Origin of the sequence: Sphingomonas parapaucimobilis NBRC 15100 (assembly GCF_000787715.1) — a bacterium.
Taxonomy (GTDB): domain Bacteria; phylum Pseudomonadota; class Alphaproteobacteria; order Sphingomonadales; family Sphingomonadaceae; genus Sphingomonas; species Sphingomonas parapaucimobilis.
In genome coordinates this window covers 1-26813 of sequence record NZ_BBPI01000004.1, presented here as the reverse complement: position 1 = coordinate 26813, position 26813 = coordinate 1, and the positions used below count along the sequence as shown (strand labels likewise).

Below are 26813 nucleotides of genomic sequence, written 5' to 3'. Positions count from 1 at the left end.
TTCGACTCTAGATCAAGCTGATGGCAGCAGGCTCTAACTCCTTCCCTTGTCCAGGGAAGGGACGGGGAAAAGCCCGAATGTCGATCGGTGTTCGCATCAAAATGGTTGGGGAGGTCGACCTTCCGTCTCCAACGCATATCCCGGCGCAGGCTGAGCCCGGTTACACTCTGATTGTGGTCGTTCATCGGCGCTGACCCGATCGAATCCCGACCTGCGTCGTCATCGGTTGTTTGCGGCTTCGGACGGCGATTTTCTCCGTGAGCGTTCGGCCTGCAACGGAGTACGAGTCTTTCCGATGCGTCCGCTATCACCTTTGGCGCGTTGAGCCGCCCAATCGAGGGGAAAAGCCATGACGATCATCGTCCACCATCTGGAAAACAGCCGGTCGCAGCGCATCCTGTGGATGCTGGAGGAACTGGGCCTCCCCTATGAGGTCAAGCACTATAAGCGCGACCCCAAGACCATGTTGGCCCCGCGCGAACTTCGCGCCGTGCATCCGCTCGGCAAGTCGCCGGTGATCGAGGATGACGGGCTGGTGATCGCCGAGACGGGCGCGATCATCGAATATCTGGTGGGCAAAGGCGATGGTCGCCTGGGGCCGCCCGCGCACCGGGAGGCGATGCAGCGCTGGCGCTTCTGGCTGCATTATGCCGAAGGGTCGCTGATGCCGCCGTTGTTCGTCACGCTGGTGCTCAGCCGCATCCCGGTCATGGGCAAGGTGGCGATGAAGCGTTTCCAGCCGATGGTCGACCGCCATCTCGATTATGTCGAAAGCGAACTGGCGCGCTCGCCATGGTTCGCGGGCGATCAGATGACGGCCGCCGACATCATCATGAGCTTCCCGCTGGAAGCCGCCCGCTCGCGCGCCGGGCTGGACGAGCGCCGCCCGGCGAGCCTTGCCTGGCTGGAGCGTATCCACGCCCGCCCGGCCTATCAGGCGGCGCTCGCCAAGGGCGGACCCTATGCCTATGCCTATGCCTATGCCTGAGGCACAAGGTCCGCCGATCAATGCCCGCCGATCTGGCGGAAGCTGTCGGGGGCGTCCTTCGGGGGCGTGCCCGACGGTGCATGGAGCGACGCCACATCGACCGGCTCGGGCGGGTCGAGCGGCCCTTCCCACTTCGCGATGACCGCACTGGCCACCGCATTGCCGATGACGTTGGTCGCCGAGCGGCCCATGTCGAGGAAATGGTCGACGGCCAGGATCAGCAGCAACCCCGCCTCCGGAATGTTGAACATCGGCATGGTCGCCGCGATGACCACCAGCGAGGCGCGCGGCACGCCCGCAATGCCCTTCGACGTGACCATCAGGACCAGCAGCATCGTGATCTGCTGCCCGATCGACAGGTCGATGCCGTAGGCCTGGGCGATGAACAGCGATGCGAAGGTCATGTACATCATCGAGCCGTCGAGGTTGAACGAGTAGCCCAGCGGCAACACGAAGCTGGCGATGCGCGGCGGCACCCCGAACCGGTCCAGCCCCTCCAGGATACGCGGATAGGCGGCCTCCGACGAGGCGGTCGAGAAGGCGAGGATCAATGGCGCACGGATATGTGCGATCAGGTCGCGGATGCGCGGACCGATGAACAGCGCCGCAACGCCGAGCAGCACGCACCACAGCAGCAACAGGCCCAGATAGAAGCTGCCCATGAAGATGGCGAGCTTGCCGATCACCGACGGCCCCTGCTCGGTCAGCGTGCCCGCAACGGCGGCGAACACCGCGACCGGCGCGACCCGCATGACGTAATCCGTCACCTGCAACATCACCGCGACCAGCGCGTCGACCGCGCGGACCAGCGGCGCGGCGCGCTCGCCGACCGCCGTGATCGCGACGCCCAGAAACAGCGAACCGATGACGATCTGCAGCACCTCGTTGGTCGCCATCGCCTCGATCAGCGAGGCGGGGACGAGGTGGGTCACGAATTTCTGCAGGTCGAACCCGGCCTTCACCACCCCGCTATCGGCGGTGACGGCGGGCAGCGGCAGGTTCAGGCCGACGCCCGGATGCAGCAGGTTGACCAGCAACATGCCCAGGCTGAGCGAAACGAGACTGGCCGAGATGAACCAGGCCAGCGACCGCACCCCGATCCGCCCCAGCGCCTTGGTATCGCCCATCTGCGCGATTCCCGACACCAGGGTCGCGAAGACCAGAGGCGCGATGATCATCTTGATCAGGCGAAGGAACAGGCCGGTGACGATCGCGAAATAGCTGGCGATCGTCTTGAGTTGCGCGCTCGCCGCCGCGCTGCCGTCGTTCAACGACAGGTTGAGCGAGAGCCCCACGACCAGCCCCAGGACGAGGCCGATGAAGATGTACAAGGTCAGCCGCTTGGCCATGCATACCCCAAATTAAAATCCACGGGCGAGCCAAGGGCATTGCGGCGCTCAGGTCAAGAATTCTATCGTCACCGTCATGCAGACCCCGTTGTCCCGCCGCGCCATGATCGCGGCCGCCGCCCTGCCGTTCCTCGTCCGGCCGGGGCTGCTGCGCGCCGCGGAGCCGGACCTGTCGGGGCTGTCCGACATCACCGGCGGCGCGGTGCCGATCGGCCCGGAGGAGCGCGCGGGGCGGCTGGCGCGGGCGCAGGGCTTGATGAAGGCGAACGGGATCGGCGCGATCCTGATCGAGCCCGGCTCGACCATGGTCTATTTCACCGGCGTCCAATGGTGGCGCAGCGAACGGCTGACGGCCGTTATCATTCCTGTCGAGGGACAGCCGTGCATCGTCACGCCATATTTCGAGGAACCCTCGGTCCGCGAGACGCTGGCCGTGCCCGCCGAGATACGGGTGTGGCAGGAGGATCGGAACCCGCTGGCCGTGGTCGCAGGGTTCCTGCGCGACCGCAAGCTGGCCGGGCGGCCGGTCGGGATCGAAGAGACGGCGCGCTTCTTCGCCTTTGACGGGCTGCAACAGGCGTTGCCCGGCGTCCGGCTGGTATCGGCCAATCCGGTCGTGCGCGGGTGCCGGATGGTGAAGACGGCCCCAGAGATCGCGCTGATGCAGTTGGCGACCGACGTGACGATGGCCGCCTATCGCTGGGTCTATCCTCGTGTCGAGGTGGGGATGACCGGCGCGGAGGTCGGCGCGCTGATGACGGCGGCGACGCGCAAGCTGGGCGGCAGCCCGGAATTCAGCATGGCGCTGATCGGCGAAGCCTCGGCCTATCCGCATGGCAGCAAGCAGGTTCACCGGGTGGCCGACGGACAGGTCGTCCTGATGGACTGCGGTTGCACGGTCGAGGGTTACCAGTCCGACGTCTCGCGCAGCTGGGTGCATGGCGCCCCGAGTGCCGAGCAGCGCAAAGTCTGGGACACGGTGGCGAAGGGCCAACAGGTCGCCCTCTCCGCCGCAAGGATCGGGGCACCGGCGGGCAGCATCGACGATGCGGTGCGGCGTTTCTATGAAAGCCAGGGATATGGTCCCGGCTATCGCCTGCCGGGCCTGTCGCACCGGACCGGGCACGGCATCGGCATGGACGGGCATGAGCCGGTCAACCTTGTCCGCGGCGAGGCGACGCCGTTGGCAACGGGCATGTGCTTTTCCGACGAGCCGGGGCTCTATCTGCCGGGCAAGTTCGGCATTCGGATCGAGGACTGCTTCCACATGACGGCCAGCGGGCCGGTTTGGTTCTCGACGCCGCCGCGCCGCATCGAGGCTCCGATCGGATGAGGTTCGGACCGGCCCGGGACGGACCTATGTCGGCTTAGGTTTCTTCTTCCCTCGCCCCTCGAAGAGGGGAGAGGGTTGCGCAGACTTAGTTTTTGCGCAGCAAAGACTTAATTGGAGCTGGGTGAGGGGTGGGCGCGCAAGGCGCGCGCGAGCCTTGGGCTCGCTCAACCCCTCACCCAAGCTGCGCAAGCCAGCCAAGCTGGCAAGCTCCGCTAACCCTCTCCCCTATCCAGGGGAGAGGGATAAGACGAGCTGCCCCTCAACCTCTCGATCGACGACTTGCCGGGCGGGTTGCGAAAGGTCGAGCGGTGGCATGGGCGGGCTGATGCTGGGCGTCGGGCTGGGCGTGGCGGCGATCTGCCATCTCTGGTGGCGTAAATCGGCACCGCCGACCGATGCGGTGGACCGCCCCGAACGCGCGGGCGCTTGAGCGCGCGCGAAACCTCGCCTAAGCCCGCGTCCATGACCTCGACCAACGACATCCGCCGCGGCTTTCTCGACTATTTCGGAAGCGAAGGGCACCAGATCGTGCCGTCCGCGCCGCTCGTGCCGCAGAACGACCCGACGCTGATGTTCGTGAATGCGGGCATGGTGCCGTTCAAGAACGTGTTCACCGGCCTGGAATCGCGGCCCTATTCCACCGCCACCAGCTCGCAGAAATGCGTGCGCGCCGGTGGCAAGCATAACGATCTCGACAATGTCGGCTATACCGCGCGGCACCATACCTTCTTTGAAATGCTGGGCAATTTCTCGTTCGGCGACTATTTCAAGGAACAGGCGATCACCCATGCCTGGACCCTGCTGACCAAGGTCTGGGGGATCAATCCCGACAAGCTGACCGCCACCGTCTATCATACGGACGACGAGGCGTTCGACCTGTGGAAGAAGATTGCGGGCCTGCCCGACCACAGGATCATCCGCATCCCGACCAAGGACAATTTCTGGGCGATGGGCGAGAATGGGCCATGCGGTCCGTGCTCCGAAATCTTCTACGATCACGGCGACCATATCTATGGCGGTCCTCCCGGCAGCCCGGAGGAGGACGGCGACCGATTCGTCGAGATCTGGAACCTGGTCTTCATGCAGTTCGAGCAGGAAGCCAATGAGATCGTCGGCGAGCTGCCCAAGAAGTCGATCGATACCGGCATGGGGCTGGAGCGGATCGCCGCCGTCCTGCAAGGCGTTCACGACAATTATGACACGGACACGTTCAAGGCGCTTATCTCGGCTTCGTGTGAACTGACACACACAAAGGCCGAGGACGGCCAGAAGGCATCGCACCGCGTGATCGCCGATCACCTTCGCTCGGCCGGGTTCCTGGTGGCGGACGGGGTGCTGCCCGCCAATGAAGGGCGCGGTTATGTGCTTCGTCGCATCATGCGCCGCGCCATGCGTCACGCGCATCTGCTGGGTGCGAAGGAGCCGTTGATGCACCGGCTGGTGCCTGCGCTCGTCGCCGAGATGGGCGCGGCCTATCCCGAGCTGGTCCGCGCGCAGCCGCTGATCGAAGCGACGTTGAAGCAGGAGGAAACGCGCTTCCGCCAGACGCTCGACAAGGGGCTGAAGCTGCTCGACGAAGCGACCGCGGGCATGGCGCCCGGCGCGACGCTGGCGGGTGAGACGGCGTTCAAGCTCTATGACACGTTCGGTTTTCCGTACGACCTGACCGAGGACGCATTGCGCGCGCAGAACCTGTCGGTCGATCGCGCGGGCTTCGACGCCGCCATGGCCGAGCAGAAGCGCGCCGCGCGGGCCGCCTGGAAGGGCTCGGGCGCGAAGGCTTCGGACGATGTCTGGTTCGACATTGCCGAGGAAACCGGCTCGACCGAATTTCTGGGCTATGCGTCCGATACGGGCGAAGGCGAAGTGCTGGCGCTGGTCAAGGACGGGGCGCGGGTCGACAGCGCCGCCGCTGGCGACACGGTATCGATCATCGTCAACCAGACTCCCTTCTATGGCGAGAGCGGCGGCCAGGTCGGCGACAGCGGCACCATCTCCAGCGATACCGGGCTGACGGCGGTCGTCACCGACACCTCCAAGCAGCTCGGTCGCGTGTTCGTCCACAATGCCGAGATCCGGGAGGGCGGCATCAAGGTCGGCGACAGCGTGAAGCTGGCGATCGACACCACCCGCCGCGCCGCGATCCGCGCAAACCATTCCGCGACGCACCTGCTGCACGAGGCGCTGCGCCAGCGGCTGGGCACCCATGTCGCGCAGAAGGGCTCGCTGGTCGCGCCGGAGCGCCTGCGCTTCGACTTCTCGCAGCCGGTCGGCATGACCGCCGACGACATTGCCGAGGTCGAGGCGAAGGTGAACGAGCAGGTGCGCGGCAACGGCCCGGTCGTCACCCGGTTGATGACGCCCGACGAAGCGATCGAAATGGGCGCGATGGCGCTGTTCGGTGAGAAGTACGGCGACGAGGTCCGCGTCGTGTCGATGGGCGAGGATGCCGACGGCACCTACTCGCTCGAACTCTGCGGCGGCACCCACGTCAACGCGCTGGGCGAAATCGGCGTATTCAAGATCGTGTCGGAAGGCGCGGTGTCGAGCGGCGTGCGCCGTGTCGAGGCGCTGACCGGCGAAGGCGCACGCGCCTATCTGTCGCATCGCGACGACATGCTGAAGGCCGCTGCGGCGACCCTCAAGACCACGCCGGACGAGGTGCCCGCGCGCATCGCCGCACTGGTCGAGGACCGCCGCCGCCTGGAGCGTGAACTGGCCGAGGCCAAGAAGGCGCTGGCCATGGGCGGCGGAGCCGGTGGCGCGGCCGCCGGGCCGGAGCAGATCGGCGATGTGGCGTTTATCGGCCAGGTGCTCGACGGCTTCGAGGCCAAGGGGCTGCGCGGTGCGGTCGACGATGCCAAGCAGCGTCTGGGCGGATCGGGCGTCGCGGTGATGGTCGCGGTCAATGACGGCCGCGCCTCGGTGGCGGTTGGGGTGACCGACGATCTGACCGCCAGGCACAATGCCGTCGAACTGTTGCGCAAGGCGGTGGCGGCGCTGGGCGGGCAGGGCGGCGGCGGCCGTCCCGACATGGCGCAGGGCGGCGGCCCCGACGGTACCAAGGGTGCCGAGGCGCTTCAGGCGGTACGGGACGCGATCGCGGGGTAATTTCACCAGCCAGGGGGAGAGTGGCGATGCGCAGGGGATGGACTACGGCCTTCTTGATGGGGGCCATGCTTCTCTTGCCGTCGCCGCTCATGGCGCAATCGGCAGCGCCGCAGACCCCCACTCCGCCCGGCACGACCGGCGAGACGGTCGTCGTGACGGCCCGACCCCAGGCTACCGAGCGGGAGGTGCGCGATCAGGTCATCGGTGTCACCGGGCGGCCGAAGTCGGACATGCCGCTCATGCGGTTTCGCGCGCCGGTCTGCATCGGCACCGCCGGGCTGCCGGTCGCGGCGAGCGAGGAAATCCTTCGCCGCATGATGGTGACGGTCGAGTCGCTGGGCATGAAAATGGCCCCCGATGGCTGCACACCCAATATCCTGGTCCTGTTCGCCGACGATCCGCAGCAACAGCTCTTGGCGTTGCGCGAGCGTTCTCCCCAGATATTCGGGGACCTGTCCCGCCCGGCCGTCAGCCGCATCGTGAAGGGGGCGGGACCCGTCTATGCCTGGAACGCCGCCATGCGCGTGTCGCGCGACGGGGATCTGGTGCTGCAACAGGACAGCCCCACCGCGAACTGGCCCGAGATGAAGGTCGGCGCGGCGTCACGGCTTTTGAGCCCGATCCGCCAGGACATCGCCGCCTCGGTGGTGGTCATCAAGCGTCAGGCCCTGCTGAACAAGACACTGGGTCAGATTGCCGATTACGCCGTGATGCGGACCATGGCCGCCACCAAGCCCGTGGAGGGGATGACGTCTGCGACGATCCTGACCCTGTTCGACACCGATGCGGTCGCTCCTGCGGAACTGACGGCGTTCGACCGGGGATTGCTGAACGGACTCTATGGCAGCCGCCCCCATGCCCGAGGGGTGCAGCAGGTATCGGAGATGACGCGCGCCATCCGCGAGGAAACCGCAGGCAAATGATCCGGCAGTGCCGGGCAATGTCACCTTGTATCGGCAAGGCGCAGGGCATCGTGCCGGCCGTCACGCCCCGCGGCGATGGGATTTCGGCCGTCCAGTCGCTGTTCGACGATAGCGCCCCGCCCGAAGAGCCGCGGGCGTTCGACTGGGGCTATCCGCGCGGCCATTGCACGGGGCACGGAAATCGATCGCCGATGTTTCAACATGCCGCGATGGCGCGTTTCATCGAAGACGAATGGATCGCCGGAGACAAGACACCGTGAAACCCCCAAGCGGACGCCGCGACCTGACCGCCGGGCCGATCGGCAAGACCCTGTTGCTGTTCGCGCTGCCGACCCTGGGGTCGAGCGTGCTGCAATCGCTGAACGGATCGATCAACGCGATCTGGATCGGCCAGTTTCTGGGCGAGCGGGCGCTGGCGGCGACGACCAACGCCAATATCATCATGTTCCTGCTCGTCGCGGCGACCTTCGGCTTCGGCATGGCGGCGACCATCCTGATCGGTCAGGCGATGGGGCGGCGCGATGTGGAGGCGGTGCGGCGGGTGCTGGGGTCGGCACTGGGATTGTTCGCGGTGATCTCGACCGCGACCGTCGGGATCGGCTGGCTGGCCGCACCTGCCATCCTGCGCGCGCTGGCGACCCCGGCGGAGGTGTTTCCGCTGGCGCTTGCCTATCTGCGGGTGATCTTCGTCGCGATGCCGCCGGGCTTCATCTCTGTGTTGCTGACCATGGCGCTGCGCGGCGTGGGCGATTCGATCACGCCGCTGAAATTCATGGCGCTGGGGTCGGTCCTCGACGTGGCGCTCAACCCGGTGTTCATCCTGGGGCTGGGGCCGATCCCGGCGCTGGGGATCGAGGGATCGGCGATCGCGACATTGATCGCCAATACCGGATCGCTGCTGGCGCTCGTCACCTATCTCTATGCCAAGGATCTGGTCATCCGGCTGCGCGGTGTGGAGTGGCGCTATCTGCTACCCACCGTCGAGCTGCTCAAGACCATCGTGGTCAAGGGGTTTCCAATGGGACTCCAGATGCTGGTCGTCTCCACCTCGGCGCTGGCGATGATGGGGCTGGTCAACCGGCACGGCACCTCGACGACCGCGGCTTACGGCGCGGCGAACCAGCTATGGACCTATATCCAGATGCCCGCCATGGCGGTGGGCGCGGCGGTCAGTGCCATGGCGGCGCAGAATATCGGTGCAGGGGAGTGGGACCGGGTCGACCGGATCACCCGTGCCGGGCTTCGCATGAACCTGTTGCTGACCGGCGTGCTGGTGCTCGCGGTGACTTTGCTCGACCGGCATGTCCTGTGGCTGTTCCTGGGCAACGAGCAGAATGCGATCGGCATCGCGGCCAAGATCAATTTGATCGGCGGCTGGAGCTTCATGCTGTTCGGCGTGTCGATGGTGCTGGCGGCGACCGTGCGCGCCAATGGCGCGGTGGTCGGGCCGCTCGTCATCCTGGCGATTGCGATGTTCCCGGTGCGCTTTGGTCTCGCCAACCTGCTGGAGCCGAGCCTGGGCGCGGATGCGATCTGGTGGAGCTTTCCGGCCGGATCGCTCGCCTCGATGCTGATGACCATCGGTTATTACCGGCATGGCGGTTGGCGGAAGGGGCGGATCGCGCCGACCGCGGGCAAGGAAGAGTGCGAGGAACAGGCGCTGGCCGAGGGACAGCCGACCAACAAGGCGATGCCGGTCGGATAAGAGGCAAAAAAACTCCTCCCTGCAAGGGGAGGAGACCATCCCAAGGATGGTGGAGGGGTATCCCCGCTGGCGGTGACACCCCTCCGTCAGGGCTGCGCCCTGCCAGCTTCCCTTTACGGGGGAGGAATAGTCACGCGGCGGGCGCAATCACTTCGATAATGCCCGCTGCGATCTTTGCCGTCACCGGCGTACGCGCCAGCACCTCGCCGTCGATCGAAATGGGCAGCGGCGGGATGGTGGTGAGCTTGATCTCGCGCCCCCGGAAGTCGCGGACCTTTTCCTTGCGATAGTCGCTGCGCAGGATGCTCGCGGCCCAGTTGACGATCAGGCGGCGTTTCACGTGGCCGCACACCGCCTGAACGACGATCTCGCCCGAGTCGACGGCGGCGGCGTCCACCAGTTCGGTGCCGCCATGATAGGGGCCGTTGGAGATGCGCACCTCGACGACGCGCAGCCGCTCGCGCGTCCCATTCTGCTCGACGATCAGGGTGAAGGGGCGGAAGCGCACGAACTGATAGGCGGCCCAGGCCAGATAGCCCAGCCGACCACCCACGCGCTTCAGGCCGTGCGGGACCGTCTCGGCGATCTTGGGACTGATCCCCATCGCGGCGCAATTGGCGTAATAGTCATTGTCGATCATGCCCAGATCGATGCGGCGCGGGCGACCGTTGCGGATCACCTTGACCGCGCCCTCGATCGTCAGCGGAATGCCGAGCGAGCGGGCGAAGCTGTTCGCGGTGCCGAGCGGCAGGACGCCCAGCATCACGTCATGCCCGACCATCAGGTCGACCAGCCCGCTGATCGTGCCGTCACCGCCGCCCAGGATCAACAGGTCGGGCTTGTCCGCCAGCAACTCGCGGACGGTCGGTTCCAGATCCTTCGGGTCCTCCACCGCGCGGGCGTCGACCGGAAAGGGGAGGTCGGACATCGCCGCACAGGCCTGCTGAAACAGGGCTTGTCCGCGCCGCGACTTGGCGTTCACCACCATCGCTGCCGATCGAATTTCTCGCACCCGTCAATTCCTTTCGCCCCCGGAACGCTTTGCACGCAACGCTTGGCAAGCGCGGTCCGATCCCGCAAAAGCCCATTTGATGACTGCATCTTATCCCGCGCTTCGCCTCCGTCGTACCCGCGCCTCGCAGTGGAGCCGTCGGCTTCATGCGGAAACGGTGCTGACCCCGGCCGATCTGATCTGGCCGCTGTTCGTGACTGAGGGGCAGGGCGTGGAGGAACCGATCGCCAGCCTGCCCGGCGTATCGCGCTGGTCGCTGGACGGGATCGTCGCGCGGGCCAGGGAAGCTGCGGCGCTCGGCATTCCCTGTCTGGCGCTGTTCCCCAACACGCCCTCGCACCTGCGCACCGATGACGGCCGCGAGGCGATGAACCCCGACAATCTGATGTGTCGGGCGATCCGCGCGATCAAGGACGCGGTGCCCGATATCGGCGTGCTGACCGATGTCGCGCTCGATCCCTATACGACGCATGGCCATGACGGGCTGGTCGATGCGGCGGGTTATGTCGTGAACGACGACACCGCCAATGCGCTGGTCGAGCAGGCGCTGACCCAGGCGCGGGCCGGATCGGACGTCATCGCGCCATCGGACATGATGGACGGGCGGATCGGCATGATCCGCGCCGCGCTGGAGGCCGAAGGCTTCGTCAACGTCCAGATCATGGCCTATGCCGCCAAATATGCCAGCGCCTTTTACGGGCCGTTCCGCGACGCGGTGAACACGCGCGGTCTGCTGAAGGGCGACAAGCGCACCTATCAGATGGATCATGCCAATGCCGAGGAAGCGCTGCGCGAAGTGGCGCTCGACCTGGCCGAGGGTGCTGACAGCGTCATGGTGAAGCCGGGCCTGCCCTATCTCGACATCATCCGCCGCGTGAAGGACGAGTTCCGCGTGCCGACCTTCGCCTATCAGGTCTCGGGTGAGTACGCGATGATCGAGACGGCGGTGGCGGCGGGTGCGGCCGACCGTGACGCGATGGTGCTGGAGACGCTGATGGCGTTCAAGCGCGCCGGATGCTCGGGGGTGCTGACCTATCACGCCGCCCATGCCGCACGATTGCTGAACGCCTGACCCTGTTCCCGGTGGCACGCCGTATCCCGGATCTGGCGGTGCGTGCGCTGTTCGTGGCGACGATCCTGACCGGATCGTTCCTGCTGTTTCTGGTCCAGCCGCTGGTTGCGCGTATGGCGCTACCCCGGCTGGGCGGGGCGCCCGCCGTCTGGAACTCGGCGATGTTCGTCTATCAGGCGCTGTTGCTGGGCGGCTATGCCTATGCCCATGCGCTGGGACGGTGGCGGCCCAAGGTGCAGGCGGGGGTGCATATCCTGGTGCTGGCGGCGGCGGCCTTGTGGTTGCCGATCGGGTTGATGGCGGTGGACCTGCCGCCCGATGCCGAACCGGCGCTGTGGGTGCCATGGCTGCTTGGCCTGTCGATCGGGCCACTGTTCTTTGCCGTGTCGGCGCAGGCCCCGCTGATCCAACGCTGGTTCGCGCTGGCCCAGCCGGGGCGTAATCCGTACGCGCTTTATGCGGCCTCCAATCTGGGAAGCTTTGCCGGGCTGATCGCCTATCCGCTGCTGGTCGAACCGGCGATGACGCTTCATGGTCAGAGCCGGTTGTGGAGCCTGGGCTATGGCCTGTTGGCGCTGCTGGTCGTGGCGTGTGGGACGCGACTCCCGGCGTCGCGCGACCCGGCGGCAGACCCTGCACCCGGTTCGGCCGCGCCGGGATGGCGGCGCATCGGTTATTGGGTCGCGCTGGCGGCGGTGCCCTCGGGACTGGTGCTGGCGACCTCGACCTATATCACGACCGATATCGTCGCGATGCCGCTGCTGTGGGTGTTGCCGCTGGGGCTGTATCTGGCGAGCTTCATCATCGCCTTCGCCACCCGGCGGGGCGGGGCGGATACGCTGACCCGAATCGCGCCGGTAACGCTCCTGCTGTTCGGGGGAGTCATCATGGGCGGTTATCCTGAGCGGCCCTATTCCAATGTCGTCGTCGCGTTGCTGCTGCTGTTCATGGTGTCGGTGGCGCTGCACACCGCCCTGTACCGCGCGCGGCCTGCGGTCGATCGGCTCACCGGCTTTTACCTGTGGATGGCGGTCGGTGGTGCGCTGGGCGGCGTGTTCGCGGGCATTCTGGCGCCGGTGCTGTTCGACTGGACGTACGAATATCCGCTGCTGATCCTGGCGGCGGGAATGCTGATCCCGCAGCAATTCATCCTGCCGGCGATCCGCGACCTTTGGTGGCGGCATCCGCGCGCGATGCTGGCTGCGCTGGCGGGGATGATCGGCCTGGTTCTTGCGTTGCGGCTGGTCGGTCCTGCGGCATGGTTCGGCGAGGAGCGGCAGGGGACGGTGTTCCTGGCGATCGCCGCGCTGGGGTTCCTGACCATCGGCGCGCGTACCGGTTTCGTGCTGCTGCTGGGCGGCGCGCTGGTGCTGTTCGGCGGTTATCGCGCGCTATCGCTGTCGATGGAGCGCGATGCGCGGATGCGCAGCTATTTCGGCGTCTATACCGTCCGCGACGGAGCGGGTTATCGCGAACTGGACCATGGCTCGACCGTCCACGGCATCCAGCTTCGCGGCTCGGAGGCGCGGGAGCGGACGCCGACCACCTATTATGCGCCCTATTCGGGGGTCGGGCGCGCCATGCGCGCCGCGCCGATGCTTTATGGCCCGGCGGCGCGAATCGGTGTGGTCGGGCTGGGGACGGGAACGCTCGCCTGCTATGCCCGGCCAGGCCAGAGCTGGCGCTTCTACGAGATCGATCCGGTCATCGTCCGCATCGCGCGCGATACCGGCCAGTTCAGCTATCTGCGCCGCTGCCAGCCCGATCCCGTCATCCGCATCGGCGATGCGCGCATCCGCCTCGCCGCCGAAGCCCCCGCCAGCCTGGACCTGCTGGCGCTCGATGCCTTTTCCTCCGACGCGGTTCCGGCGCATCTGCTGACCCGCGAGGCGTTCGCGACCTATGGGCGGGTCCTGTCACCTCGTGGGCTGCTGCTCGTCCATATCTCCAACCGCTTCGTCGATCTCGAGCCGCTGGTCGCCGCCGCCGCGCGCGAGGGGGGCTGGGCGATTGCGCGGATGAGCTATGTGCCGACCGATCTGGATCGCGAGGCGCAGGCGACCGCCTCGGTCTGGCTGGCGCTGTCGCGGGATGCGCGCGTGCTGAAGACGCTGGAGGCGCAGGGCGGCGACTGGACCCCGGCGGTGGCGCCAGCGGGTCTTGCGGCCTGGACCGACGATTATTCCAGCATCCTGCCCTTTATCCGCCAGTTCTGACGGGGTCAGGCGGCGGGCAGGCTGTCGCTGATCGCCTTGATCTGCGCCGCCTGCCGCGTGACCGCCGCCGATGCCCGCTCCCGCAGCGCGGTCAGCGTGGGATAATCCGGCTCCAGCGCGGCGGCCCGCTGGATGGCGCGATCGTCGATCTCGGTCAGCAGCGACGAGGCCCGCGCGCGGATTTCGTCCAGCGTCGCCAGCTCGGTCTGCGCGGTCAGCCATGCCTCGCTGCCCACTGCCGCGCCGCGCGCCCTGGCGGCGTCGGTGCGTGCCTGGTCATGCGCCTTGGTGAACTCCTCTTCGACGGCGGTCAGGCGGCGGGTCATCTCCGCGATCTGCGTATCCAGCGCCGGATCGGGGCGAAGCACGACCGGCTTCACGGCGGGTTCGGCGAAACCCTGTTTCTCGACCGGCCGAACCGCCAGCGAAGGATAGGGCGTCGTGTCGCGGTCCCGTGCGCATCCGGCCAGGGTCAGGCCGGCAAGAAGGACACAGGTGCGCAGGTGAGAGGCGCGCAGGGCGAATGGGGCAGGGCGATAGGGGGTCATCGCGATCTTCCTAACCGCAACAGGGGTGCCGGACCAAATGCCGGAAAGCCTGTCCGGGTCCGGTTCCACAAAAAATGTGGATAACCTTCGCAAAGGGGTTGCCAAGATTCCGAAGCGCTTCTATCAGCCCACCTCCACAGCGCGCCCGTAGCTCAGCTGGATAGAGCATCAGACTACGAATCTGAGGGTCGGACGTTCGAATCGTTCCGGGCGCGCCAGTGGATCAAAATCAGGTCTCGACAGGGACCCCATGCGCGCCCGTAGCTCAGCTGGATAGAGCATCAGACTACGAATCTGAGGGTCGGACGTTCGAATCGTTCCGGGCGCGCCATTTCTTTCACCATCATCTGCACCATGGGCTTCGGCCCCGACCGCAGCCGGAGCCTGTCCCGTGGTCAGCGCCAGCCCAGCGCAGGCGCGATGTGGCGCAGGATGTTCTCGATCACATGTGCGTTGTAATCGACGCCCAGCTGGTTGGGCACGGTCAGCAGCAGCGTGTCGGCCTCCGCGATCGCTTCGTCGGCGCGCAGCTGTTCGATCAGCTTTTCCGGTTCGGCCGCATAGGACCTGCCGAAGACCGCGCGCATATTGTCGATGATACCGACCTGATCCTGGCTGTCGTCGCGGCCGAAATAGGCGCGGTCCTGATCGGTGGTCAGCGCAAAGATCGAGCGGGAGACGGAGACGCGTGGGCTATGGTCATGCCCCGCCGTCGCCCAGGCCTCGCGATAAGCGCGGATTTGCCGGGCCTGCTGGACATGGAAGGGCTCCCCGCTCTCATCGGCCTTCAGCGTCGAGCTTTGCAGGTTCATGCCCTGTTGGGCGGCCCAGATCGCCGTGGCGTTGGAGGCGGAACCCCACCAGATGCGGTCGCGCAGCCCGGCCGAATGCGGCTCCAGCCGCAGCAGGCCCGGCGGGTTGGGGAACATCGGGCGAGGATTGGGCTTGGCGAAGCCCTGGCCCTTGAGCAGGTGCAGGAACACCTCGGCATGGCGGCGGCCCATATCGGCGTCCGTCTCGCCCTGCGCGGGGCCATAGCCGAAATGCCGCCAGCCATCGACCACCTGTTCGGGCGAACCGCGGCTGATGCCGAGTTGCAGGCGCCCGCCGCTGATCAGGTCGGCCGAGCCAGCATCCTCGACCATGTAGAACGGGTTTTCGTATCGCATGTCGATCACGCCGGTCCCGATTTCGATCCGGCTGGTCCGCGCGCCCACGGCGGCGAGCAGCGGAAAGGGGGAGGCGAGCTGCTGCGCGAAGTGATGGACCCGGTAATAGGCCCCGTCCGCGCCCAGCTCCTCGGCGGCGAGGGCAAGGTCGATCGACTGGAGCAGCACGTCCTGCGCCGAGCGCGTGGCGGACTGGGGCGAGGGCGACCAATGGCCGAACGAGAGAAAACCGATCTTTTTCATGCGCTCAAGATAGGGCGAATGTGCGGTCGGTCCACTGACGTGGTGGAAACGATCGCTTTCCGAAATCATCGCTCAGCGCGCGCGCCAGTGGCCCGCCATCGCCTTCTTTTCGGCCGCCGCGTCCAGCGGCATGTCGGCCATCATGTCCTGCGCCGCCGCCATCAGTTCGGCGTCCGACGATCCCGCCTGGACATAGCCGCTTCCTGCGCCGGGCGTGCTGCCCGGCATGGTCCGGCGCAAGGCCCAGCCCTTCGGGTCGCGACAGGCGATGCCGTCCGCCTCGGCCGACTGGAACACGCGGCAAAAGCCATTGTCCTGCGCACGGAAGCTGACCGCGATGCGCACCGGCCCCTTCGCACCGCTGGCCTGATCGTCCAGCGCCCTGGCGAGCGAACCGGCGGCGTAGAGGCCATGGTCGGTCGCGACGACAGGTCCTTCCCGTTGTACGCCGCGCCCGACCAGCACCCCGACGACGAGGCACGCCGCCATCGCCGCCGCCGATCGCCAGGCGGCCGAGATGCGTGGGGGACGCGGTTGGCGCTTCGGCATTTGTACGACATTGCCGGTCAGCATCGCCGCCAGTCGGTCGGGCACGGGATCGTCCGCAATCGGGGCATAGGCCGCACCCAGTTTCGCCTTCAGGCGGCGGTGGCGCGCGACCTCCTCGGCCAGCGCGGGATCGGCGGCGATGGCACGCTCCACGCGCTTGGTCGTCAGCGGGTCGAGCGCGTCGTCGGCATAGGCCATCAGCAATTCGGGTTCGATCGTCATGCCGCTTCTCCCAGCCGTGCCATCAGCGCCTGCCTGCCCCGAACCAGTCGCGAGGTCAGGGTGCCCATCGGAATGTCCAATATCTCGGCGGCTTCCTTATAGGCGAACCCCTCGACCAGGACGAGCGCCACCGCCTCGCGCTGTTCGTCGGGCAGGGTGCGCATCGCGGCGTCCACCTCGTTCAGCGCGACCCGCGCCTCGGCATGGCCGGCACGTCCGACACCCAGCCCCGCCTCTTCGGCGACGAAGGTTTCCGCCGCGCGCGACCGGGCGCGGGCGGTGTCGATCCAGGCGTTGCGCATGATCCGGTACATCCAGCTGTCCAATCGTGTCCCCGCCTGCCACGAACCGCGCGCGATCAGCGCCTTTTCGATCGTGACCTGGCACAGATCGTCCGCATCCGCCCCGTCATGGGTGAGCGATCGCGCGAACCGCCGCAGTCGCGGGAGCAGCGCCAGCAACTCGGTCTCGAAAGCGGCCAAACCTGTTTTCCTTGTTGCCGGGATGAAACGGATGAGGTTCATCGTTTCATCCATGTCAGCGTGCATTTTGACAATGGGTGAACGGCGATGAAGCGGACGACGCGCTATCTGGCATTATCGATGGCGGCGGCGGGGCTTGTGCTGGGTGTGACGGCGGGGCGGGCGCAACTGCTCCCCTCGCTGCCGGGAATGCCGTCGCTGCCGGGTGGCCTGCCCCCGGTCGGACGGGGGATTGCATCGCTGGCCGACCCGGTGATCGACCGGGTGGATGCCGCTTCGCGCGCGACCGTGCGACAGCTGGAGCAGGTCCGCCGCGCCACCTTCGCCCAACTGGTCCGCGATCATCCCAACGCGATCGCGCTGGACCCGTCGGGCTTTCCGGCACGGGCGGGTGAGGTGGTGGTGGACGGCCCGAGCGACTCACTGCCCGCGGCGGTCGGGCCGCTGGGCTTCACGGTGATCGAGCGCGACGATGTGCTGGGCGTCGGCTTCGTCCGGTTGCGGGTGCCGCCGGGCCAGTCGTTGAAGGCCGCCTTGGGTGTCCTCGAAAAGCTGGGCGGGGAGGTGAGCGCCGATCAGCTCCATCTGCCGAGCGGGGGAGGGGCACGTGCCGCCTTGTCCACTGCCGAAACCGTCGCAGGGCGCGGTACGATGGTTGGTGTGATCGACGGTGGCGCAGAAGGCGCGGAACGGACCAAGGGGTTCGCGACCGGCGCGCCGCGCGCCAATGACCATGGCACGGCGGTCGCCTCGCTGATCGCGGGGGGCAATGGCATCCGGGGATCGCTGCCCGGCGCGCGGATCGCCTCGGCCGATGTCTATGGCAGCGATCCGGCGGGCGGCAATGCGACCGCCATCGCCAAGGCACTGGGCTGGCTGGTCGAACAGCGCGTGTCGGTGGCGACGATCAGCCTGGTCGGTCCCCCCAACCCGCTGCTTGCGCGCGTCGTCGCGGCGGCGCAGAAGCGGGGCCTGATCATCGTGGCGGCGGTCGGCAATAACGGCCCGGCCGCGCCGCCCGCCTATCCGGCCTCCTATCCCGGCGTCATTGCCGTGACCGGTGTCGACGGGCGGGGACGTCCGCTGATCGAGGCGGGGCGGGCGAGCCATGTCGATTATGCCGCACCGGGGGCGGACATGCTGGCCGCCGGGGTGGGCGGACGTCGTTTCAAGGTACGCGGCACGTCCTTTGCCGCGCCGCTGGTCGCGGGCCGCGTGGCCGCCGCCTATCCGTCGCTCGACCCTGCTCAAATCCGCACTGCGCTGGGCGATATCGATGCCCAAGCCCAAAAAAATGGCCGCAGAGGCGAGGAGAAATTCCTCGGCCGTGGAGTGGTTTGCACGGATTGCCGAACGCCCGCGCCGTGAGGGGCGCATTTTTTAGGGATGAAACGGGAAGGGCCTTCCGTTGTCTCTCCAGAAGTCAGGAGAATGATGATGAAGACCCTTTTTTCCGGCACCACGATCCTCGCTGCGGCGCTTGTCGCAATGCCCGCTTCGGCGCAGCTGCTGGGTGGCGGCGGTGGCCTGGTTGGTGGTGGCGCCCTGGGCGGTCAGCTGGGCGGTGTCACCGGCGGCCTGACCGGCGGGGCGAACGGCACGCTGAGCGCAGCTGGCCAGACCGGTCGCGCCGCGACCAACACGGCGACCCGGACGCGTGGATCGGTGCGCGGCGACCGCAATGTTGATCTGCGCCGTGGCCGGGTGGCGGCTTCGGGTGAAGCCGTTGGCGGCTCGACGCTGGACAGTGCGACGCGGGTCGGCAGCCAGTCGGGCGGCGCAAACGGTTCGGCCTCGGGTGCGGTCGGCGGCGGCGTGGATGCCCAGCTGGTTGGCACCGATGCGGTGCGCGAGACCGCGGGGCGCGGCGTGAACGCGGTCGGCAACGTTGCCGGGCGGGTGCGTGACACGGCCGGGGCGGTCGGCAACCGGGCGCGGGGCACGGCCCCCAATCTGACCAATCATGCCGCCAATGCGGGTGGCAGCGTGGCAGGCTCGGGTTCGGGCAACGCATCGGCGGCGGGCGGCAACGGTTCGCTGGCGGGCAATCTGGCGCTGGCCGGTAGCGGCGCGGCGCAGGGCGGGGCCTTTCCGGTCGATACCGGCATGGTCGTCAACGATGCGCAGGGCCGGGCGATCGGTGCTGTTCAGTCGGTCCGCACCAACGCCCGGGGCGCCGTCGAGCGGGTGCTGGTGAAGGTGGGTGACAAGGTCGCCAACCTGCCCGCCGCCAACTTCTCCGGCTCGGGCAATGTCTTGGTATCGGCCATGGGCCAGGGTGATGTGAGCAGCGCCGCGAAGTAACCCAGACCGACCGTTGCGCCCGACCTGCCGGGGTCGGGCGCAACTTCACGTTCAACGCGCGGCGAAATATCGTTCCAGTCGCGTGGCCTCGGCCGGGCTGATCGCGACCACCGCGCCATGTTTGGGCCGGGTGAAGTTCGTGGCCTTCATCGGCGATCCGGGCTCGTTGAAGCGCCCGATATTCCGATAGGTCACAAAGTCGGTGGTTTCGGAAAAGCCCATATTGTTCGGGTTGATGCCGAACACATCGTACATCAGGACATAGGTGTTCGTGCCGTTTCGCCGCCACAATGTCGGCGCTTCCGTCCCGACGGTTTCGGGATCGACCTTGCGCAGGTCCTTGGTCCAGCCGCTATTGATCTGCGACGACTCCGAATGGCGGATATTGCCGGGCGCCTGATGTGCGACATAGAACATGTGATATTTGTCGCCGACCCTGGTGATGTCGGCGTCGATCACGTTCACCTTGGGATCGGGATAGTCGAACAGCTTCTTCGGCTCTTCGGTCAGGGTGCTGAAGTCCTGGTCGGCATAGGAATAGACCAGATAGTTCGGCCCGTTGCCGTCGCGGGTGGTGAAATAGACCATCAGGCGTTTGCGCTGCGGATCGTAGATCGTCTCGGGCGCCCACATATTGCCCGCGTCGCGGTAGCGCGGGAACAGCGCCGATGGCGTGACCCGGGACCGGGACCAGTGGATGAGGTCATAGGACTTCATGAAGATCATGTTGCGGTTGTTGCCCCAGCTATATTGCGCCTCGGGGCGTTCCCATTCGGTGTCGCGCAACCCTTCGCGCTTGGCGAAGATGTGGAGGTCGGTCATCGACATATAGAAACCGCCATCGGGACCGCGCATGATGTGCGGGTCGCGAATGCCCTTCTGCTCGGCCGCTTCCCGCCCGTCCATGACCGGCTTGCCGCCGTTGACGTCGGTGAAGCTGTATCCGTCGCGCGATGTCGCGAAGTGAAGCGAATGGTCCTCGTCAGTGAAGAAGGTCATCAGATAGGCGGTCCGCGCATCGCGCGTGGCGGGCGGCCTGGGCAGGCTGTCCTTCGCCACGATCTCCAGGCGGCGAGGGGCCGTGGCGGGCACCTGTCCACCGGCATGGATCGCCGTGGTCGCGAAAAGGGCGCCGATGACGGCGCAACTGCGGAACAATGTCTTCACGAAGCTCTCCCCTTTTTTGAGGGAGGCTAATTCAACTGTCCGACAAATACCAGCATTCGCCCGTGACAAAATATGTCGGAACGGGCGGTTCGGCCGCGACCGCCCGTTCTCACGACAATGTCAGGCCGGGACGCCCTGTGTCGCAGGCAGCTCGGCAATGTCGGAGGATTCGGCCCAGAGGTTGATGCCGCCGTCCTGCGCCGCCCGGTCGATCGCCGCCAGTTCGTCGGGAGTGAAATCAAGCCGCGCCACCGCATCGAGCGAGTCGTCGAGTTGCTCGACCGTCCGTGCGCCGATCAGCGCGGAGGTGACACGCGGATCGCGCAGCACCCAGGCGATCGCCATCTGCGCCAGCGTCTGCCCGCGCGCTTGGGCGATGTCGTTCAGCCGCCGGATCACGGCCAGATTTTGCTCGGTCAGCAGCGACTGCGACAGCGAACCACCCCGGCTGGCGCGGGCATCCTTCGGCACACCGTCCAGATACTTGCCCGTTAACATGCCTTGTGCCAGCGGGGAAAAGGCGATGCAGCCCGTGCCCAGTTCCTCCAGCGTGGCCAACAGCTCGGGCTCGACCCAGCGATTCAGGATCGAATAGCTGGGCTGGTGGATGAAGAGCGGCACCTTCTCCTCCGCCAGGATCGCCGCCGCGCGCCGGGTCAGCCCCGCATCGTAGGAGGAAATGCCGACATAGAGCGCCTTGCCTTGCCGGTGCAGCTGGACCAGCGCACCCATCGTCTCTTCCAGCGGCGTCGTGGGGTCGACGCGGTGCGAATAGAAGATGTCGACATAATCGACGCCCATCCGCTTCAGGCTCTGGTCGCAACTGGCGATCAGATACTTCTTCGACGAACCGACATCGCCATAGGGACCCGGCCACATGTCCCAGCCCGCCTTGGTCGACAGGATCAGTTCGTCGCGGTGACGGGAGAAATCGCTCGCCATCACCCGCCCGAAATTTTCCTCCGCCGAGCCATAGGGCGGCCCGTAATTGTTCGCGAGGTCGAAATGGGTGACGCCCCGGTCGAAGGCCCGGCGCAGGATCGCGCGACCCGTCTCGAAGACATCCGTCCCGCCGAAATTCTGCCACAGCCCCAGGCTGATCGCGGGCAGCTTCAGGCCGCTGCGCCCGGTCCGGCGATAGGGCATCCGGCCGTCGTAACGCGCGGGGTCGGCGGTATAGGGTTCGGGAAAAGCCATGGCGAAAATCCTCTCTGTTCGGGGGCGGCCCTACGCTGCGCGGGCGTCGCCGCCAATGGCATGGCTCACGCGAGCAACGCGCCCAGCCGCGAAAGCCGATCGGTGGGACTGTCGTGCCGCTCCTTCAGGAGATGACGACCGTCCTTTTCCTCCAGCCCCTCGATACCGCCCAGGTCGGGTTCCTGGCCATGCGGGGTCAGCGCGATGGCGGCGGGGCCAGCATCGATCCGCGCGATCGACCGCATCCGCATCCGCTCGCGCAACCGGGCCAGCGCCAACAACGTGGCGGCATCCTCCGGCAATTCGCCGAACCGATCCTCCAGTTCCGCCTCGAACGCATCCAGCGCGGCATCGTCGCGTAAGCGCCCCAGCCGGGCATAGAGCGAAATGCGCAAATCCTCATCGGGGACCCAGGCCTCGGGCAGGCGACCCTCGACACCGATGCGCAATTCGGGCGTCCAGCGCTCGACCGTCTCGCCGCGCGCGGTGCGCAGCGCATCCTCCAGCAATTGCTGGTACAGCTCGACCCCGATCAGCCGCATGTGACCGGCTTGCGTATCGCCCAGCAGATCGCCCGCGCCGCGCATATCGAGGTCGCGGGCGCTGATCGCGAAACCTGCGCCCAGCCGGTCGAACGCCTCCAGCGTGCGCAGCCGTTTCAGGGTACGCGGCGCGATGGCGTCCTCACCCTTGGCGAACAGCAGGACCTGCCCCCGCCGGTGCCCACGCCCCACGCGTCCGCGCAACTGGTGGAGCTGGGCCAGGCCGAAACGATCGGCATGGACGATCGCCATGGTATTGGCGCGTGGCACGTCCAGCCCCGCCTCGATGATGTTGGTCGCCAGCAGCACATCGCCTTCGCCCCGGCCGAAGCGCACCATGACGTCGTCGATCTCGGCGGCGGGCAGCTTGCCGTGCGCCTGCATCACCTCCAGTTCGGGCACGATGCGGGCGAGCTTCTCGGCAAGCGGGGCCATGTCGGCGATGCGCGGCACCACGACGAAGCTCTGCCCTCCACGCGACCGCTCCCGCAACAGGGCGGCACGCAACGTCTCGGGCGAGAAGGTGGAGACGGCGGTACGGATCGGCTGGCGTCGTGCGGGCGGGGTGGCGATCATCGACAGCTGGCGCAGGCCGACCAGCGCGGCCTGGAGCGTACGCGGGATCGGCGTGGCGGACAGGGTCAGGACATGACCAGAGGACAGCGCCTGAAGCCGGGCCTTGTCGGCGGCGCCGAAACGCTGTTCCTCATCGACGATGACCAGCGCCAGGTCCTTATAGGTCACCCCCTTGGCCGCCACCGCGCCGGTGCCGATGACGATGCGGACACTGCCATCGGCCAGCCCGGCCTTGACCTTCCGTTTCTCGGCGGCGGTGGACAGGCGCGAGAGGCCGGCCACCGCGATGCCCGCCTCCTCGAAGCGCGCGGCGAAGCTGTCGAGATGCTGGCGGGCCAGCACGGTGGTCGGCGCGGCGACCACCACCTGTCGTCCTGCGAGTGCCGCGATGGCGGCAGCGCGCAGGGCGACCTCGGTCTTGCCAAAGCCGACATCGCCGACGACCAGCCGGTCCATCGGGCGGCCGGAAGCGAGATCGGCGCGGACCGCCTCGATGGCGGCCAACTGGTCCGGCGTCTCGCTATAGGGAAAGCCTGCCGCGAACCGCTCATAATCGGCGACGGGGGGATCGAGCACGGGCGCATGGCGTTCGGCGCGCTCGGCGGCCATATCGGTCAGCTGGCGGGCGGTCGTCGCGATCGCTTCGTCGATGCCACGCCGCCGTTCGTGCCAGCTCTTGCCGTCGAGCGTATCGAGGCGGACCGCGTCATCCTCGCCGCCATAGCGCCACAACCGATCGGCCTCCACCACGGGGACCAGCCGGGTCGTGCCGCGTGCATATTCCAGCTTGATCGCGTCACCCGATACGCCGTCCTGCCCGTCGATCGCCTCCAGTCCGACGACGGTGGCGATGCCGTGATCTTCGTGAATGACGGTGTCGCCGACGCGGATTTCGGCGGTCTGCATCAGCGACAGGTCGACATGCGGGGCGACCCCGTCCTCCCGTTCGGCCCGGCTGCCGAGCAGGTCGGCGGCGCTGACCGCGAGGATGCCGTCACGCACGAAGCCGCGTTGGGCAGGCGCAACGAGCGTCAGGAGGGATCCGGCCTCGGCCTTGACCACGTCACGCCAGTTTTCCGCACGCCTGGCCGTCTGGCGCAGGACATTGTCGACCCGCTTGCCCAGGAAGCGCAGGTCGCGTTCGCTGCCGATCAGGACGATGCGTGTGCCCTCCTTCTTCGCCGTGCGGGCGGCGGCGGCGAAGTCACGCAGGGGCGAGCGGCTTTCGACGAAGCGCGGCGGTGGTTCGGCGATGCGGGCGATGCGAGCGGTTTGACGCTGGTCGAGCGCCTTCTTCCAGTGACGCTCGTCGACCATGTCGCGCGCGGCGCGCTTCGATCCGCGCTTGGCGACATCGGCGCTCAGCAGCAACAGGCGACGGCGACGCTCATCGGCGGCGGGCTCGATGATGACGCGGGCTTGCGGCAGGTGGTCGAGCAGGCTGGTGTGCGTCTGGCCAAGCGGCGGTTCGGCCACCCGGCCCAGTTCGCGGCGGTCGATCTCGCCCGTGCTGCGCTGGTCGGCGGGGTCGTAGGACCGGATCGCGATGATCCGGCCTTCCGCGACCTCGATGCGCAAAGGCTGTTCGGAGTCGGCGGGAAACACGTCCAGCACATGGCCGCGCAATGCGACTTCGCCGGGCTCGTCGGCCCGTTCGTCGGCGATATAGCCCAGGTCGAGCAGCGTCGCGTGGAGCTGCGCCAGATCGCACGGGTCGTCGATCGCGACACAGGGCGGCTCGGCGGCGAAGGTCTCGGGCGGCGGCAGCGCGCGGGCCAGTGCTTCGCCCGAGGTGACCAGCGCGATACGGCCCCGGTCCTTCGCGGCCAACGCCGCCTGCGCACGATGCAGCGCCGACACGCGCTGCCCGACATTGGCGGGCGAGGCGGGGGCGTCGTCGCCCGGCAGGGCATCGGAACCGGGGCAGAACAACAGGGTCGCGTCGGGCGCCATCGCCTCCAGCATCCGCGTCACGCCCAGCGCGCGGGTCTCGTCGGTGACGGCGAGGATGATGTCCGACCGGTCAAGGAGTTCCGCCGCGCCCGCCGCCAGTTCGGCGATGCCCGGCAGCGGTACGGGGCCGTCTCCGGCGGGCGGCATGGTGGCGATCTCGGCTTCGGACAACATGCGCAACGACCGGCACTCCAGCAAACATGGCGGGGCTTTTCGAACGGGTGGGGCGGTCGGCCGTTCCGCCGGAGATCAAAGACTTATCGCCGCCAAGTGACGGAACCCTATCGGACCTCGGCACTTCAAGGCCGGGACGGTTGATCCGTATCGATGATCGACATCAGCATGCGCCGCCGGCCGCAATGTCCAAGGAGAATGACGATGGATCTGGGTATCAAGGGGCGCATCGCGCTCATCAGCGGCGCGGACTCCGGTATGGGCAAGGAAACCGCGCGCCTGTTGCTGGAAGCGGGTGTGCGCGTCGCGCTGACCGACAAGCCGGACGGGACGCTGGACGAGGCGGTCGAGGAGCTGTCCCCCCTGGGTGAGGTGATCGCGGTCACCGGCGACGTGACCCAGGTCGATCAGGTCCGCGCGATCTGGGCCGAGGTGCGCGAGCGGCTGGGCGATCCCGACATCTATGTGAACGCAGCGGGCGTCACCGGCGCGACCGGCGACTTCCTGGAGATCGACGACAAGGGCTGGCAAGAGACGATCGATATCGACCTGATGGGCGCGGTGCGCATGTGTCGTGAGGCGATCCCGGCGATGCGAAGCAAAGGCTGGGGACGAATCGTGCTGTTTGCCTCCGAGGATGCGGTGCAGCCCTATGTCGACGAACTGCCCTATTGCGCGGCGAAGGCCGGTATCCTCAGCCTCGCCAAGGGGCTGTCCAAGGCCTATGGCCCCGACAATGTGCTGGTGAACACCGTCTCGCCCGCCTTCATCGCGACGCCGATGACCGACAAGATGATGAAGAAGCGCGCCGAGGAGAAGGGCGTTAGCTTCGACGAGGCGATCGAGACGTTTCTGGACGAGGAGCGCCCTGGCATGGCGCTCAAGCGGCGCGGTCGCCCCGAAGAGGTCGCCGCCGCCGTCGCCTTCCTGGTGTCGGAACGGGCGAGCTTCATCAACGGGGCGGGCATCCGCGTCGACTCCGGTTCGGTCTTCACCATCGCGGGTTGATCCGCCATACCCTCCCCAAAAGCCGGGAGGGATGACCGTGAAGAAAATGACGTGGTGGCTGGCGGGCGTGACGCTGCTGGCCACCGGGGCGTCCGCGCAACAGATGGATACACCGTCGCTTGGTGCGACCAACTATGCCTATGACGGGGCTATGGCGGCCCCGGCCACACGGCCCAGCTTCGGAGACGAGTTCAGCGGGACGATCGACATGCGCCGTTGGCGCTGGGACACGGGCCAGAACAGCACGGGCTGGCCCAATCACGAGCTGCAATATTATGCCGGTCCCGACGGGACCAATGCCCGGATCGAAAAGGGCGCGCTGGTCATCGAAGCGCGGGCCGAGGCGCTGCGTAAGGAAGCCGATTGGGGCGGCCAGCGCTATAGCTCCGCCAAGCTCGCGACGAAGCAGACGCTGGGATACGGCTTTTACGAGGTACGCGCGCAGCTGCCCTGCGGGCGCGGCATGTGGCCCGCCATCTGGCTGCTGCCGATGGATGGATCGCGCTGGCCCGATGGCGGGGAGATCGACATCATGGAGATGGTCGGCTTCGACCCCGAGGTGATCCACGCCACGGTGCATTCCGCCGCCTTCAACCACCGGCTGAAGACACAGCGCGGCGCCGAGGTGCGCGTGGCGGGGGCGTGTACGGGCTATCACCGCTATCAGCTGGAATGGACGCCTGGGACGATCACGATCGGTGTCGACGGGCGCGCCTATATGCGCGTGAAGAACGACCAGCCGGGCGGCGCGGCGGCCTGGCCGTTCACGCGCCCCTATTCGCTGATCCTGAACCTGGCGGTCGGGGGCGACTGGGGCGGGCAGAGGGGCGTGGACGATGCCGCGCTGCCCCAGGCGATGAAGGTGGATTATGTGCGGTATTGGCAGGCAAAATAATCCTCCCCGGCACGGGGAGGGGGACCAGCGAAGCTGGTGGAGGGGGATCGCCGCGAGGACTGTCTAATGAGGAAG

Annotated in this window: 21 protein-coding genes and 2 tRNA genes; 14 read left to right on the top strand and 9 right to left on the bottom strand. The window is 67.2% G+C overall.

Annotation, left to right across the window (positions count from 1 at the left end):
• Positions 1–349 precede the first annotated feature (349 nt).
• Positions 350–988 carry a glutathione S-transferase family protein gene (locus SP5_RS00885; protein WP_042482728.1) on the top strand — a complete coding sequence of 213 codons (639 nt, stop codon included), beginning with the start codon at positions 350–352 and terminating at the stop codon, positions 986–988.
• A 17-nt stretch (positions 989–1005) separates the two neighbouring features.
• Here SP5_RS00885 and SP5_RS00880 read toward each other — a convergent pair whose 3' ends face one another.
• Positions 1006–2337 carry a dicarboxylate/amino acid:cation symporter gene (locus SP5_RS00880; protein ID WP_042482725.1) on the bottom strand — a complete coding sequence of 444 codons (1332 nt, stop codon included), beginning with the start codon at positions 2335–2337 and terminating at the stop codon, positions 1006–1008.
• 76 nt (positions 2338–2413) lie between these two features.
• Between SP5_RS00880 and SP5_RS00875 the strand changes: the two genes are divergently transcribed.
• The 5 genes from SP5_RS00875 to SP5_RS00855 all read left to right on the top strand — a co-directional run bounded on the left by SP5_RS00875 (position 2414) and on the right by SP5_RS00855 (position 9409).
• Positions 2414–3670, top strand: a complete 1257-nt coding sequence (locus tag SP5_RS00875) for a M24 family metallopeptidase (protein ID WP_042482723.1) — start codon at positions 2414–2416, stop codon at positions 3668–3670.
• Between the two features lie 462 nt (positions 3671–4132).
• Positions 4133–6781 carry an alanine--tRNA ligase gene (gene alaS, locus SP5_RS00870; RefSeq protein WP_042482720.1) on the top strand — a complete coding sequence of 883 codons (2649 nt, stop codon included), beginning with the start codon at positions 4133–4135 and terminating at the stop codon, positions 6779–6781.
• Between the two features lie 89 nt (positions 6782–6870).
• Positions 6871–7704 carry a hypothetical protein gene (locus SP5_RS00865; protein ID WP_167334662.1) on the top strand — a complete coding sequence of 278 codons (834 nt, stop codon included), beginning with the start codon at positions 6871–6873 and terminating at the stop codon, positions 7702–7704.
• Positions 7701–7964, top strand: a complete 264-nt coding sequence (locus SP5_RS00860) for a hypothetical protein (protein ID WP_157013531.1) — start codon at positions 7701–7703, stop codon at positions 7962–7964. Before SP5_RS00865 ends, SP5_RS00860 begins: the two co-directional genes overlap by 4 nt.
• Positions 7937–9409 (top strand): MATE family efflux transporter, encoded by a 1473-nt coding sequence (locus tag SP5_RS00855; RefSeq protein ID WP_042482711.1) that lies wholly within the window; start codon positions 7937–7939, stop codon positions 9407–9409. The genes SP5_RS00860 and SP5_RS00855 overlap by 28 nt, the downstream gene beginning before the upstream one ends.
• Positions 9410–9539: 130 nt before the next feature.
• Here SP5_RS00855 and SP5_RS00850 read toward each other — a convergent pair whose 3' ends face one another.
• Positions 9540–10397, bottom strand: coding sequence for a diacylglycerol/lipid kinase family protein (locus SP5_RS00850; RefSeq protein WP_042482709.1), 858 nt, complete (start codon positions 10395–10397; stop codon positions 9540–9542).
• A 103-nt stretch (positions 10398–10500) separates the two neighbouring features.
• Between SP5_RS00850 and hemB the strand changes: the two genes are divergently transcribed.
• Complete coding sequence (hemB, locus tag SP5_RS00845; RefSeq protein ID WP_042482707.1) at positions 10501–11493, top strand: porphobilinogen synthase; 993 nt, start codon at positions 10501–10503, stop codon at positions 11491–11493.
• An 11-nt stretch (positions 11494–11504) separates the two neighbouring features.
• Positions 11505–13709: a spermidine synthase gene (locus SP5_RS00840; RefSeq protein WP_084220512.1), complete on the top strand. Its 2205-nt coding sequence runs from the start codon at positions 11505–11507 to the stop codon at positions 13707–13709.
• A gap of 5 nt (positions 13710–13714) precedes the next feature.
• Here SP5_RS00840 and SP5_RS00835 read toward each other — a convergent pair whose 3' ends face one another.
• Complete coding sequence (locus tag SP5_RS00835) at positions 13715–14257, bottom strand: hypothetical protein (RefSeq protein WP_042482704.1); 543 nt, start codon at positions 14255–14257, stop codon at positions 13715–13717.
• Positions 14258–14398: 141 nt separating this feature from the next.
• Here SP5_RS00835 and SP5_RS00830 point away from each other — a divergent pair.
• Positions 14399–14475: transfer RNA gene (locus tag SP5_RS00830), tRNA-Arg, on the top strand.
• A gap of 36 nt (positions 14476–14511) precedes the next feature.
• Positions 14512–14588 (top strand) — tRNA-Arg (locus SP5_RS00825).
• A 64-nt stretch (positions 14589–14652) separates the two neighbouring features.
• On the opposite strand, the gene SP5_RS00820 is transcribed toward SP5_RS00825, so the two are convergent.
• From SP5_RS00820 to SP5_RS00810, 3 genes are all read right to left on the bottom strand, one after another.
• Positions 14653–15669 (bottom strand): LLM class flavin-dependent oxidoreductase, encoded by a 1017-nt coding sequence (locus SP5_RS00820; protein ID WP_042482743.1) that lies wholly within the window; start codon positions 15667–15669, stop codon positions 14653–14655.
• 72 nt (positions 15670–15741) lie between these two features.
• The gene (locus tag SP5_RS00815) at positions 15742–16440 is read right to left on the bottom strand and encodes an anti-sigma factor family protein (RefSeq protein WP_042482700.1); all 699 of its coding nucleotides are present in this window, start codon (positions 16438–16440) and stop codon (positions 15742–15744) included.
• Positions 16437–16964: an RNA polymerase sigma factor gene (locus SP5_RS00810; protein ID WP_042482741.1), complete on the bottom strand. Its 528-nt coding sequence runs from the start codon at positions 16962–16964 to the stop codon at positions 16437–16439. Before SP5_RS00810 ends, SP5_RS00815 begins: the two co-directional genes overlap by 4 nt.
• Positions 16965–17009: 45 nt before the next feature.
• Between SP5_RS00810 and SP5_RS00805 the strand changes: the two genes are divergently transcribed.
• Positions 17010–18290, top strand: a complete 1281-nt coding sequence (locus tag SP5_RS00805) for a S8 family serine peptidase (protein ID WP_042482698.1) — start codon at positions 17010–17012, stop codon at positions 18288–18290.
• Positions 18291–18356: 66 nt separating this feature from the next.
• Complete coding sequence (locus SP5_RS00800; protein WP_167334661.1) at positions 18357–19226, top strand: hypothetical protein; 870 nt, start codon at positions 18357–18359, stop codon at positions 19224–19226.
• Positions 19227–19277: 51 nt separating this feature from the next.
• Here the strand turns inward: SP5_RS00800 and SP5_RS00795 are convergent, their stop codons facing one another.
• The 3 genes from SP5_RS00795 to SP5_RS00785 form a co-directional block, all read right to left on the bottom strand.
• Positions 19278–20393 carry a glycoside hydrolase family 43 protein gene (locus tag SP5_RS00795; RefSeq protein WP_245613356.1) on the bottom strand — a complete coding sequence of 372 codons (1116 nt, stop codon included), beginning with the start codon at positions 20391–20393 and terminating at the stop codon, positions 19278–19280.
• Positions 20394–20513: 120 nt separating this feature from the next.
• Positions 20514–21590, bottom strand: coding sequence for an L-glyceraldehyde 3-phosphate reductase (gene mgrA, locus SP5_RS00790; protein WP_042482696.1), 1077 nt, complete (start codon positions 21588–21590; stop codon positions 20514–20516).
• A gap of 65 nt (positions 21591–21655) precedes the next feature.
• Positions 21656–24835: a helicase-related protein gene (locus SP5_RS00785; RefSeq protein WP_245613355.1), complete on the bottom strand. Its 3180-nt coding sequence runs from the start codon at positions 24833–24835 to the stop codon at positions 21656–21658.
• A 204-nt stretch (positions 24836–25039) separates the two neighbouring features.
• Between SP5_RS00785 and SP5_RS00780 the strand changes: the two genes are divergently transcribed.
• Positions 25040–25843 carry an SDR family NAD(P)-dependent oxidoreductase gene (locus SP5_RS00780; protein WP_042482732.1) on the top strand — a complete coding sequence of 268 codons (804 nt, stop codon included), beginning with the start codon at positions 25040–25042 and terminating at the stop codon, positions 25841–25843.
• Between the two features lie 46 nt (positions 25844–25889).
• Positions 25890–26738, top strand: a complete 849-nt coding sequence (locus SP5_RS00775) for a glycoside hydrolase family 16 protein (protein WP_245613358.1) — start codon at positions 25890–25892, stop codon at positions 26736–26738.
• Positions 26739–26813 lie beyond the last annotated feature (75 nt).

Excerpts from the sequence above, each read along its gene's own strand:
- SP5_RS00885 (WP_042482728.1), top strand. The coding sequence starts at position 350 with ATGACGATCATCGTCCACCATCTGGAAAACAGCCGGTCGCAGCGCATC.
- SP5_RS00880 (WP_042482725.1), bottom strand. The coding sequence starts at position 2,337 with ATGGCCAAGCGGCTGACCTTGTACATCTTCATCGGCCTCGTCCTGGGG.
- SP5_RS00875 (WP_042482723.1), top strand. The coding sequence starts at position 2,414 with ATGCAGACCCCGTTGTCCCGCCGCGCCATGATCGCGGCCGCCGCCCTG.
- alaS (WP_042482720.1), top strand. The coding sequence starts at position 4,133 with ATGACCTCGACCAACGACATCCGCCGCGGCTTTCTCGACTATTTCGGA.
- SP5_RS00865 (WP_167334662.1), top strand. The coding sequence starts at position 6,871 with ATGGCGCAATCGGCAGCGCCGCAGACCCCCACTCCGCCCGGCACGACC.
- SP5_RS00860 (WP_157013531.1), top strand. The coding sequence starts at position 7,701 with ATGATCCGGCAGTGCCGGGCAATGTCACCTTGTATCGGCAAGGCGCAG.
- SP5_RS00855 (WP_042482711.1), top strand. The coding sequence starts at position 7,937 with ATGGATCGCCGGAGACAAGACACCGTGAAACCCCCAAGCGGACGCCGC.
- SP5_RS00850 (WP_042482709.1), bottom strand. The coding sequence starts at position 10,397 with ATGGTGGTGAACGCCAAGTCGCGGCGCGGACAAGCCCTGTTTCAGCAG.
- hemB (WP_042482707.1), top strand. The coding sequence starts at position 10,501 with ATGACTGCATCTTATCCCGCGCTTCGCCTCCGTCGTACCCGCGCCTCG.
- SP5_RS00835 (WP_042482704.1), bottom strand. The coding sequence starts at position 14,257 with ATGACCCCCTATCGCCCTGCCCCATTCGCCCTGCGCGCCTCTCACCTG.
- SP5_RS00820 (WP_042482743.1), bottom strand. The coding sequence starts at position 15,669 with ATGAAAAAGATCGGTTTTCTCTCGTTCGGCCATTGGTCGCCCTCGCCC.
- SP5_RS00815 (WP_042482700.1), bottom strand. The coding sequence starts at position 16,440 with ATGACGATCGAACCCGAATTGCTGATGGCCTATGCCGACGACGCGCTC.
- SP5_RS00810 (WP_042482741.1), bottom strand. The coding sequence starts at position 16,964 with ATGAACCTCATCCGTTTCATCCCGGCAACAAGGAAAACAGGTTTGGCC.
- SP5_RS00805 (WP_042482698.1), top strand. The coding sequence starts at position 17,010 with ATGAAGCGGACGACGCGCTATCTGGCATTATCGATGGCGGCGGCGGGG.
- SP5_RS00800 (WP_167334661.1), top strand. The coding sequence starts at position 18,357 with ATGATGAAGACCCTTTTTTCCGGCACCACGATCCTCGCTGCGGCGCTT.
- mgrA (WP_042482696.1), bottom strand. The coding sequence starts at position 21,590 with ATGGCTTTTCCCGAACCCTATACCGCCGACCCCGCGCGTTACGACGGC.
- SP5_RS00785 (WP_245613355.1), bottom strand. The coding sequence starts at position 24,835 with ATGTTGTCCGAAGCCGAGATCGCCACCATGCCGCCCGCCGGAGACGGC.
- SP5_RS00780 (WP_042482732.1), top strand. The coding sequence starts at position 25,040 with ATGGATCTGGGTATCAAGGGGCGCATCGCGCTCATCAGCGGCGCGGAC.
- SP5_RS00775 (WP_245613358.1), top strand. The coding sequence starts at position 25,890 with ATGACGTGGTGGCTGGCGGGCGTGACGCTGCTGGCCACCGGGGCGTCC.